General features: G+C 72.1%; 8 protein-coding genes and 1 pseudogene. 4 read left to right on the plus strand and 5 right to left on the minus strand.

Features of this window, described 5'->3' with window-relative positions; translation table 11 throughout:
• Nucleotides 1-450 precede the first annotated feature (450 nt).
• Nucleotides 451-2,184 carry a sigma-54-dependent Fis family transcriptional regulator gene (locus tag KME75_RS35770; RefSeq protein ID WP_219419372.1) on the minus strand — a complete coding sequence of 578 codons (1,734 nt, stop codon included), beginning with the start codon at nucleotides 2,182-2,184 and terminating at the stop codon, nucleotides 451-453.
• Between the two features lie 214 nt (nucleotides 2,185-2,398).
• Here KME75_RS35770 and KME75_RS35775 point away from each other — a divergent pair, with 214 nt between their 5' ends.
• On the plus strand, nucleotides 2,399-3,238 hold the full coding sequence (locus KME75_RS35775; protein ID WP_219419373.1) for a mycofactocin-coupled SDR family oxidoreductase: 840 nt from the start codon (nucleotides 2,399-2,401) through the stop codon (nucleotides 3,236-3,238).
• 42 nt (nucleotides 3,239-3,280) lie between these two features.
• On the opposite strand, the gene KME75_RS46380 is transcribed toward KME75_RS35775, so the two are convergent.
• The 4 genes and pseudogenes from KME75_RS46380 to KME75_RS35795 form a co-directional block, all read right to left on the minus strand.
• Nucleotides 3,281-4,375 carry a vWA domain-containing protein gene (locus KME75_RS46380; protein WP_219419374.1) on the minus strand — a complete coding sequence of 365 codons (1,095 nt, stop codon included), beginning with the start codon at nucleotides 4,373-4,375 and terminating at the stop codon, nucleotides 3,281-3,283.
• A gap of 315 nt (nucleotides 4,376-4,690) precedes the next feature.
• Entirely contained in the window at nucleotides 4,691-5,194 is a 504-nt protein-coding gene (locus tag KME75_RS35785) for an AAA family ATPase (protein WP_219419375.1), read from the minus strand.
• 44 nt (nucleotides 5,195-5,238) lie between these two features.
• Nucleotides 5,239-6,171 (minus strand): AAA family ATPase, encoded by a 933-nt coding sequence (locus tag KME75_RS35790; RefSeq protein ID WP_219419376.1) that lies wholly within the window; start codon nucleotides 6,169-6,171, stop codon nucleotides 5,239-5,241.
• A gap of 9 nt (nucleotides 6,172-6,180) precedes the next feature.
• Nucleotides 6,181-7,334: pseudogene (locus KME75_RS35795) on the minus strand (mycofactocin-coupled SDR family oxidoreductase).
• A 47-nt stretch (nucleotides 7,335-7,381) separates the two neighbouring features.
• Here KME75_RS35795 and KME75_RS35800 point away from each other — a divergent pair.
• The 3 genes from KME75_RS35800 to KME75_RS35810 all read left to right on the plus strand — a co-directional run bounded on the left by KME75_RS35800 (nucleotide 7,382) and on the right by KME75_RS35810 (nucleotide 10,672).
• Entirely contained in the window at nucleotides 7,382-8,290 is a 909-nt protein-coding gene (locus KME75_RS35800) for a haloalkane dehalogenase (protein WP_219419377.1), read from the plus strand.
• A 127-nt stretch (nucleotides 8,291-8,417) separates the two neighbouring features.
• Nucleotides 8,418-9,488 (plus strand): hypothetical protein, encoded by a 1,071-nt coding sequence (locus tag KME75_RS35805; RefSeq protein ID WP_219419378.1) that lies wholly within the window; start codon nucleotides 8,418-8,420, stop codon nucleotides 9,486-9,488.
• The gene (locus tag KME75_RS35810) at nucleotides 9,485-10,672 is read left to right on the plus strand and encodes a serine hydrolase domain-containing protein (protein ID WP_219419379.1); all 1,188 of its coding nucleotides are present in this window, start codon (nucleotides 9,485-9,487) and stop codon (nucleotides 10,670-10,672) included. The genes KME75_RS35805 and KME75_RS35810 overlap by 4 nt, the downstream gene beginning before the upstream one ends.
• Nucleotides 10,673-10,768: the final 96 nt, after the last annotated feature.

Genomic DNA, 10,768 nt, shown 5'->3' on the forward strand with positions numbered 1-10,768 from the left:
GCAGGTGCGGCAGCGGGCCCGCCGCGGTCGTAGGGCCACTGTGGTCGTGCCGTGGTCGCGCACGGTGCGGGCCCGGGCGTGCCCCCCAGGGCTGCAGCGGGCCGGTGCACGACGGGCAGGTCAGCGTCCCGCCGGCGAGGTCGGTCTCGGCCTGGCCGGGGTCGGCGATGCCGATCATCGAGTCGGGGTGGGGGCACGGCGCACGAGCGTGGTCTACCAGGCCCGCAGCCGCCAGGGGTCAGCTGGTGTGGGCCACGCCCCCGACGGTGCGCCGCGCCGACAGCGTTGGTCAGGTGGGCTCGGCACGCCACGATGACGACCTTGGGCGAGGAGCCGGCGTGCCCGATGCTGGGACGGGCCTGTTGATCGTCACGGTGGCGGCGCCGACGAACGCCGCGGAGGCGAGTCGTCCGTCGTCACCGTCAATGGCGGGAATCGCGCGCCAGGTCGTCATCCTCGGAGGCGGTCAACACCCAGGCTCGCCGCCGTCCGGTTCTTGTTGCCGCTGTTCTCGCGCAACGACTGGGTGATGGCCTCCCGCTCGATCTCCTCCATGCGGGTCAGCCTGCGGCGGCCCAGGCCGCACGCGCGGATGCTCTCGGGGAGGTGCGGCAGATCCAGATCGACGCCGCTCACGGCGGTGGCCTCCGCGATCGTGGCGACGAGCTGGCGGAGGTTCCCCGGCCAGTGATAGGAGATCAGTGCGGCCATCGCCTGGTGGGTCACCCGCCGGACGGGATGGCAGTGCAGCCGGATCGTCTCGTAGACGAGGTCGGGGAGGTCGTCGCGGCGCTCCCGCAGCGGGGGCACCCGCAGGACCTGGTGGCCGAACCCGTGGTCGAGCACCCGGTAGTCCGCGTCGGCGCCGCGCGCGCAGGTCGTGACGAACAGCGGCGGGTCGGGCGCGCCGTCCAGCAGTTCGAGGAGCCGACCGGCGGCGTCGGCCGTCAGCCGGTCGATCCCGCACACCACGAGGGTGCCGTTCGGGTCGCCCAGCCGACGTTCGACCGCTGCCCAAGTGTCCGCGTCGAGGTCCGGGGCCTCGCAGCGCAGCACGGTGAGATCCGGGGCCGGCCGGCCTGCCTCGGTGACGAGCCGGTGGTGAATGCGCTCGGCGAGGGTGGCCTTGCCGCTGCCCTGCTCGCCGAGCAGCCGAAGCCGGTCGCCAGGACCGAGGGCGAACGAGGCCAGTGCGCGTTCCAGCTCGACCCACGCCCCGCTGCGGAACGGCGAGACCACCGCAGTGAGGTGCGCACGTCGCCGGCGCGGCGCGGCCTCGTTGTCCACCTCGATCAGCGCGCCGACCACCCGGTTCGCGATCCGCACGGGCGTGCAGCGGGCGTGGGTCTCCTCCCCGGTGCCGAGGCGGAAGATCCGGGTGACCGTGGTCTCCTCGCTGAACGACTCGGCCGCCTGCTGCCACAGAAGAGCCTGGTCGCTGGGTTGCAGCAGGCTCGCCGCAGAGAAGTTGGTGAGCATGAACTGGCCGCCCAGGGCGACGAGCGCTGCCGAGGTCAGCCTGCTGCGGGCGAGGAACTCCTCGAACACCACCTGGTCGTGCAGCGACGACCGGCTCGTCAGCTCGTGCTCGATCTGCCTGCCCAGGTCGAGCACCGTGGGAAGCAGCAGCCCGTTGCCGTCGCCCACCGGGCACGACAGGTTCAGCACGCCCTCGACCCGGCGGGTCAGCGGATGGCGGATCGGCACCCCGACGCAGACGAACCGCTGCAGCGGTTCGGTGTAGTGCTCCGCGCCGCGGATCGCCACCGGGGTGAGCGTCTCCAGCGCCGTTCCGACGCCGTTCGTGCCCGCGTACTCCTCCGCGAGCACGGACCCTTCCTCGATCGAGGCCTTCGCGAGCCGCCGCAGGGGGCTGGTCTCCCCTGCCCACCGCCCGATGACCCGCGCCTCCCGGTCGGCGAGCACGATGGCGACCTGGGTGCCGCCCAGCTGCTCGGCGAACCTGCCGAGGACGGGTTCCGCGGCCAGCCGCAGCCGGTCGCCTGCGCCTGCCGCCTCCGTGAACGGGACGTCGATCCGGTCGCGGGGCACATGGGCGAGCCGGCTGCGCATCCACGAGTAGCGGATCGTCGAGGGCAGCTCGGACGGGAGGTCACCTCCCGTGTCGAGCAGGTGCCACGCGCGCGCGAGAACCCCGTCCCTGTCCGTGCCTCCGACCGCCATCGGCCTGTCCCTGCCATACGTCCGGTTCGATGCCCCCCCACGTATGGTGTCGGCCCGGACCTGCGCCGACGTGACTCACTCTGACACACTCCGCGCCCTCTCCGGGAGACGTCGCAACGCCCAGCGCTCGCCCTCCCCGGACGGTGCCCCCGGTCCCCGCCCTCCGCCATCGTGGGTCGGTCCCGTTCCGTCCGACGACGCACGTGGAGGAACCATGGCCGGAAAGCTGGAGGGCAAGGTCGCCCTGATCACCGGGGGTGCCCGTAGCCAGGGCCGCAACCACGCACTCACCTTCGCCCGGGAGGGCGCCGACATCGTGGTGTGCGACATCGCGGCCCAGACGCCCAGCGTCCACTACCCGATGTCGGGACCCGACGACCTCGCCGAGACGGTGAAGCTGGTGGAGGCACTCGACCGGCGCTGCGTGGCCGTCCAGGCCGACGTCGCGGACAGCGCGGCGATGGCAGGCGTGGTGGAGCGGGCGGTCGCCGAGCTCGGCACCGTCGACATCCTGCTGGCCAACGCCGGGATCGTCGGTCACGCCTCGTTCGCCGACATCACCGACCCCGAGTGGGACGACATGATCGCCACGGACCTCACCGGGGTGTTCAAGTCGATGCGCGCGGTGATCCCGACGATGGTCGAGCACGGCTCGGGACGGATCATCGTGACCTCGTCGATCGTCGGCCGCACCGCCGTTCCCGGGTTGGCGCACTACTGCGCGGCGAAGTGGGGCTGCATCGGGTTGATGAAGACCGCCGCGTTGGAGCTCGCACCGCACGGGATCACCGTCAACGCCGTCTGCCCGACCAACGTGGACACGGCGATGATCCAGAACGAGCACATGTACGGCGCGTTCGCACCCCACCCGGACAAGCCGAAGAAGGAGGACGTGCTCGACGCCTTCGTCTCGGTCAACGCCATCCCGATCCCCTGGCTGGAGATGCAGGACGTCTCCAACGTCATGCTGTTCCTCGCCTCGGAGGACGCCCGCTACATCACCGGCGAGTCCATTCACGTGGCGGCCGGCTGGAACGCCGCGAACGTGGCGTGAACCCCCGGTGGGGCCCGCGCCGCGCCGGGCGGGGCCCACCGGTCAGCCGCTGAGCAGCTCGGACAGGCGCAGCGGCAGCTCGTCGAGGCCGTCGTAGGAGCGGCAGGTGCCGTGGCCGGCCGAGGCCAGTGCCCGGCAGCGCTGCAGGGTCGCGGGCGAGCCGTCGGTCGCGAGCACGTCCAGCCGGGCGAACCGCGCCGCGACGCCGACCGGATCGGGCCCGGCGTTGGCCCGCCCGTCGGTCATCACGAGTGCCTGCCGCTGCGGGGTCGGCATCCGGTCCAGCAGCTGGGCGGCGCGGGTGAGGCCACCGGCGATGTCGGTGAGACCCCACGGACGCAGCGCCAGTACCCGGCTCACCACGGGCAGCGCGCCTGACGGCTCACCGGGAGCGAGCAGGACCGCGGAGCTGCGCCAGAACGCGACGACCGTGAGATCGTCCGAACCGGTGAGGGCGAGGGTCGCCGCTCCTGCGGCCGTGGCGGCGTGCAGGAGCGGCTCACCTCGCATCGAGCCGCTCACGTCGAGGATCAGCACCACTCCCCGGCGGCGCGGGACCCGGTCGCGGACCCAGATGTCGGACCAGCTCGGAATCGGGTTCGCCACGAGCTCCTCGACCGTGCGGTCGAGATCGAGGTCGTCGGAGCGGAAGTTGTAGCGCACGGCGGCCATCCGCGACCCGGCGGCGCGGACGGTGCGGGCTCCGGCGAGCTTGCGCACGACGACGCGGCTCGCGGCCTCGACGAGCCGGCGGACCTCCTGCGGACCCGGGGCGGCGCCGAGCGCCGCGACCTCGTCCGGGGCGGCCGACTCCGCGACGAACGCCGCGAGGGCCGCCTCGGTCTCGCGCAGCACCATCTCGGGGGCCTGCTCCTCGCCCCGACCGCCTCCCGGCGCGGCGCCCGCGCCCCCCGTACCGGTCGAACCCGCCGACGCACCACCGGCGTCCGGCATCGCCGGGTCGGCCGGGGCCGTGGAGCCGCCTGCGTCCGCCGGGGCGTCCGGGACGGTCGGCGGTGGGACCGGGCCGGTCGCCTCCTCCCCCGTGGTGAGCACGCTGGGCGGCAACCGGTGCCCGATGCCGGGCCGGGCCCGGTGCTCACCGAGCAGCACGTCGTCCCACAGCTCGTCGATCACGGCCTCGACCGGGCGACCGGCGTACGCGGCCAGATGCAGGCGGGAGGAGAGCGCCAGGCGCGCGGCCCGCCGCTGGTCGTCCTCCGACGACGCCCGTACCGCGGGTCCGGCCGGGGTGGGCCCCGGCGAGAGCGGCGAGCGCGCCCGCCACCGCGCACAGGTCGATCGCCCCCCGGATCGAGGACCCGATGGCGACCTCGGGATGCCGCCTGCTGGCGCGCACCACCGCGACGGCCCGCGCGACCAGCTGGCGCGCCGCGCCCGGTATCTGCGCGGCGACGATCCGCCGCGCGTCGGCGTCGCCGGGATGCCCGATCAGGATCCGCACCGCCCGTCCAGGAAGGCCGCGGGAATCGCTCCGGTTCCGATCCGGTCCTGCGGGTTCGCGACGGCCACGACGCGGAATCCCGCCGCGGCCGCCACCTGGCCGAGCCCCGGCACCGTGAGCTCGCCCTCGGACATCGCCGGCACGAGAACGGCGAACGCATCGGGAGCGAGGCGGTTCGCCTCGTCCAGGACGAGGACCGCCCCGGCCCGCATCGCCTCGACGAGCGCCCCCGGGAGGAATGGTCGCGCGCCGGCACGGGCAGGCCGATGCGCGGATGTCGCCGACACCAGCGCCCGCCCCGGGTCCGTCCGTCCCACGAGGCCGCCCGCCGAGAAGACCGTGGTCGCGTTCACCTCGACGACCCGCCGGTCCCGGCAGACATGGCGCAGCAGCAGCGTCTTGCCGGCACCGGCCGGGCCCTCGAGGAGGACGTGGCGGCCGGCCCGGAGCGCCGCCCGCAGCACGGCGGCGTCCTGTTCCCGGCCGACCACCGGCCCGCCACGCGATCGGCCTGTTCCGGGGTCGGGCGCAGCCGTCACGGCTGCGGCCCCGCGTCGGCCGGCGCACCGACCACCTCGTCGAGAACGCTGTCGATGATGTCCTCCGCCGTCAGACCGAACGCCTCGTCCACGACGATCTTGCTGGACAGCGCCAGCCGGGCCGCCGCACGCATGTCGTCCCCGTCCGCGGGCCGACCGCCCAGCTCGCGCAGGGCACGGACCAGGAGTACGAGGTCGATCGCGCCGCGCACCGAGCATCCCGACCGCAGTTGCGGATGCGTCCGGGTGAGACGCACGAGCCGCACCGCCGTCCGGGCGAGCTCCTTCTCCGCGGCCGTGCGCCGCAGCACGATCTCGATCTCCTCCGCCTCCGACTGGTAGCCGACCGACAGGCGGCAGAGGCGGTCATACACCGAGACGCTCACCCTCGTCGTGCCGATGTTGTCGTAGGGGTTCATGGCCGCGATGACCCGGAATCCCGGCTTCGCGGTCACCAGCCCGAACCGCGGCACCGTCAGCTCACCCTCTGACATCGCCGTCAGCAGGGTGTTGAGCGTGTCCTCGGGCAGCCGGTTGAACTCCTCGACGTAGAGCAGGCCACCGGCATCCATCGCCGCGGGCAGCGGCCCCGGGACGAAGTCCTCGGCCCGGTACCCGTGCTGCAGCACCGCGGCCGGGTCGTGATGGCCCAGCATCTTCTGCGGCGTCATCTCCGCGTTGCCCTCGACCATCGACAGCGGAACGCCGCAGTGGCGGGCGATCGCCCGCAGCGCGGTCGACTTACCCGTGCCCGGCGGGCCCTCGAGCAACAGGTTCCGACCGGCGACGAGCACCGCGAGCATCGCGCGCAACTGCTCCTCGCGCCCGACGACCTCGCCCGCGACACCCGCGTAGACCGTGGCGGGGTCGTCGCGCAGCGGGTCGGCGGGCGCGGTGTCGATGCCGGGTTCGGGTGCGGTGCCCGTCATCCTCGTCGCTCAGGCCGCGTTGAACGCGTTCCAGCCCGCACTCACGTGCAGGGCCTCCCCGGTGATGTAACGAGCCTCGTCGGAGGCCAGGAACATCATCGCGTTGGAGATGTCGATGGGCTCGATCCACGGGACCGGGATCGCGTTGAGCGACTGGAACCCCGGGATGACCTGTTCGCGGCTCGGGTTCTCGATGCCCGGGGCGAAGAGCGCGTAGAAGTCCGGGTTGTGGATCATGTCGGTGTTGACGTTGGTGGGGCACACCGCGTTCACCGTGACGTTGTTGGCCGCGACCTCCCGCGCGACCGACTTCACCAGGCCGATCACGCCCCACTTCGCCGCGCAGTAGTGCGCGACCGTCGGCAGCCCCACCCGCCCTGCCATGGAGGCGGTCACCACGATCCGGCCGTGGTTCTGCTCCACCATCTGCGGCAGCGCCCCACGTACGGCCTGAACACGCCGGTGAGGTCGGAGCCGATGACGTCGTCCCAGACCTGGTCGCTCATCTCCATGACCGACGACAGCGACAGCAGGCCGTGGTTGACCAGCAGGATGTCCAGCTTGCCGAACTGCTCGACGGCGGCGGACACCGCTGCGGTCGCCCCGTCGGTGTCACGGAAGTCGGCCGTGACCGCGACACATCGCTGGTCGAGCGCCTCGACGAGCTTCACCGTCTCGCACAGGTCCTCGTCGGTCGCCATCGCATAGGGCACCGTCTCGACCTGCTTGGCGATGTCGGCGACGACGATGTCGGCGCCCTCCTTGGCGAACTCCAGCGCGTGCGAGCGGCCCTGACCGCGCGCTCCACCGGTGACCAGGACGACCTTGCCGTCGAAACGACCCATGGCACTGCTCCTCTCACATCGTTGTGACTTCGGTCGGGCGGGTGCGGAACACCTGCCGACCGGGCGGGGCCGTACCCCGACGAACCGCGCTCCCAGCGGGCCGCGGCGCCGAGATCCGCGTGCCTCTCGGAGACCTCCACCGTCGAGTGTCGGCACAGCCTGGCCGCGGGGCCGGGCCGGCGAATAGGTCCGCGGAGGATCACGTCCGTCGGCTTTTTCGCCCCGCCGGACCAGCACCGGCCGAATGCGCCGCCGGGGACGGCTCGCAAGCCGGGATTCGTCCCCGTCCGAGCTATCGCCGAAGCGGGGCGGCCTCATAGCGTCCGTCCGCGCTGTTCTTCCGCGGGACGTGAGGAGCTTGATCGATGGCCGTGCTGCGTACCCCGGACGAGCGTTTCGCGGGCCTGCCGGAGTTCGACTTCGAACCCAGGTACCTGACGATCGAGGATCCGCAGCTGGGCCCGCTGCGGATGCACCACCTCGACGAGGGCAACCCGTCCGGACGCCCCGTCGTGCTCCTGCACGGGGAACCGACGTGGGCGTTCATGTTCCGCCACACCGTCGCCCCGCTGGTCAAGGCCGGCCTGCGGGTGATCGTCCCCGATCTGGTCGGCTTCGGGCGTTCCGACAAACCGTCCTACGTCGCCGACTACACCTACGAGCGGCACGTCCGCTGGCTCGTCGACTTCCTGACCGGTCTGGACGTGCGGGACGCCGTGCTGCTCGGCCACGACTGGGGTGGGCTGGTCGGCCTGCGCGCCGTCACCGCGGTGGAGGGGCTGGCCGCCGGCTACGTGGCGTGCAACCACGGGTACCCCACCGGGGACATGCCGGCCAACGAGGCGCTGCGGTCGTGGCAGGAGTTCGCCGCCACGACGGACGTGTTCGAGGTCGGCCCGATCGTGGCGAGGGCGTGCCGGGCACCACTGCCTGCCGAGGTCGTGGCCGCCTACGACGCGCCCTACCCGGACGAGTCGTACAAGGCAGGGGCCCGTGCCTTCCCCGCCCTGATCCCGGTGACCCCCGACGACCCGTCCGCCCAGGCGGTCCGCGACTCCCGTGCGGTGCTCAGCGGCTCGGCGATGCCGTTCCTGACCGTGTACGGGGAGCACGACCCCATCGCGGGCGCGGCGGACGCCATGTTCCAGCAGCTGGCGCCGGGCGCGGCCGACCTCACCCACGTCCGGCTGCCCGACGGCGGGCACAACATGCCCGAGGACTGCGGCGAGACCCTCGGGGAGATCGTCGCCGAGTTCGCCGCGCGACTCGGCTAACGGATTCGACAGCTCAGAGGGACGAACGCGGCGCCTGCTTCCGTCCTGCGCGAGCGCAGACCCGAACCGGTCCCCGCCCGACACTTCTTCCAGGACGACTCGTCCGTCTTTCCCGAAAGGATGACCAATGGTGCAGATCCGCGGTGAGGACGTTCTCCTCCCGACCACGATCGTGGGCTCCTACCCCCGCCCGATGTTCCTGCGCGGGAAGGTGTTCCCCCTCAGCGGTGTGCATTCCCCGGAGTTCCCGAGCTTCGAGATGCGATCCAACTACCGCAACGCGGTCGCCCTCGCGATCAAGGACATGACCGACGCGGGCCTGGACGTCGTCACCGACGGGTGCCAGCACTACGAGAGCGACAGCGACTACGAGCAGGGCGAGATCTTCCACTTCTACATGGACCGACTCGAAGGACTGCGCCCCTACGGCGACCCGCTCAGCGCGGGGCACTTCGAGAACGTCCCGGTGTACAAGCCGACCTGCGTGGGCCCGATCAGCTGGGAACGTCCCATCTTCAAGCCGATCGTCGAGGCGGCGGTGGAGCAGACGGACAAGCCGGTCAAGATCCAGGCCGCCGTCGGGCCCGCGACCATGTCGGCGCTGATCACCGACAAGCACTACGGCGACATCAAGGCCCTCTCGCAGGACTTGGCCCGCGCCCTGAACGCCGAGCTGCGCGACATGGTCAGCCGCGGGGTCGAGATCGTCCAGTTCGCCGAGGTCCTCACGTTCTTCGACCCCGCGGACTGGGTCGTGGAGGCGATCAACACCGCGTTCGAGGGCGTCGACGCCTACAAGATCATCCACATCTGCTACGGCCAGCAGGAGGGTCAGCCCGGCGTCACCGAGCTGTGCGGGGCGAAGCTGTTCCCCTGGCTGTGGGACCTCAACTGCAACCAGATCCAGTACGAGATGGCCAGCCACGGGTTCCACCAGACCGACATCGACGCGATCTCCTCGATCCCCGACCACATGGACTTCGGCGTCGGTGTCGTCAACGGCAAGAGCCTGGTGGCCGAGACCCCGGAACAGGTCGCTGCCGGGATCCGCCGGGTGCTCGACGTCGTCCCGGCCGAGCGCGTCATGGTGCACACCGACTGCACCCTGACCGGAGTCAAGCACATCGTGGCCAAACGCAAGATCCAGTCGCTGGTGGCGGGCGCCCGGATCGTGCGCGACGAGCTCACCCGGGCGTGAGCGGTCCGCTCCCGGAGGTCGAGCCGGGGGAGGTCGGCCTCGACGCAGGCCGCCTCTCCCGGCTCGACCGCTTCCTGCGGACCCGCGTGGACGACGGGCGGATGCCCGGTTACCAGCTCGCCGTCGCCCGGCTGGGCATGCTGGCCCACCTGAGCTGCTACGGTCGACGGGATACCGAGCACGATCTGCCGGTCGAGGCCGACACGTTGTTCCGCATCTACTCGATGACCAAACCGATCACCTCGGTCGCAGCGATGCTGCTCTACGAGGAGGGCGCGTTCGGGCTCGACGACCCGGTCGGCGACCACCTGCCCGCCTTCTCGAACCAGCGCGTGTACGTCGGCGGCAACGAGTCGGCACCGGTCACGGTCCCCGCGACGCGCCCGGTGCGCGTCCGTAACCTGATGACCCACACCTCGGGCCTCACTTACGGCTTCCACCGCGTGCACCCGGTCGACGCCCGCTACCGGGCAGCCGGGTTCGGTCTGGGGCTGCCGGCCGACACCACGCTGGAGCAGGCCTGTGACCGGCTCGGCGAGCAGCCCCTGCTCTTCGAGCCCGGAACGGAGTGGAACTACTCCCTCGGCACCGACGTGCTCGGCAGGCTCGTGGAGACCGTGTCCGGGATGCCGTTCCCGACGTTCCTGCAAGAGCGCGTCTTCGGCCCGCTCGGCATGGCCGACACCGGCTTCCACGTGCCCGCCGACGGCCTCGACCGGCTCGCCCGCCTGTACGTGGCCGGGCCGGACGGGCCCGCGCCCGACGACCTCCTCGGTGCACAGGTGCACCAGCCACCCCTCGCCCCGTCCGGCGGCGGCGGCCTGGTCTCCACCATCGGCGACTACCTCCGGTTCGCAGAGATGCTGCGGCGGGGAGGGGAGCTCGACGGCGTGCGCCTGCTCGGGCCCCGCACGCTGGCCCACATGACCAGCAACCACCTTCCGGGTGGGGCAGACCTGGCCGCGTTCGGCCGCCCGCTCTACGCCGAGACCCCGTTGAAAGGAGTGGGCTTCGGCCTCGGGTTCGCGGTTGTCCTCGACCCGGTCCGGTACGGCGCACCCACTGGCCGCGGCGAGTACGGCTGGGGAGGGGCGGCCAGCACGGTCTTCTGGGTGGACCCGCAGGAGGAGCTGGTCGTAGTGCTGCTGACCCAGCTCACTGGTGCACCATCCTTGTGTCGGTAGCCGCCAGGCTGCTGATGCACCCGAGGTGCCCCTGGGTCACCGCCCTGCTCGCTCGACGCTGCGACGTCCAGCATGAGTTTCGCGGGGCCCGGTGGT

It is taken from the genome of Pseudonocardia nigra, from assembly GCF_019396355.1.
In the GTDB taxonomy this organism is placed as follows: Bacteria; Actinomycetota; Actinomycetes; order Mycobacteriales; family Pseudonocardiaceae; genus Pseudonocardia; species Pseudonocardia nigra.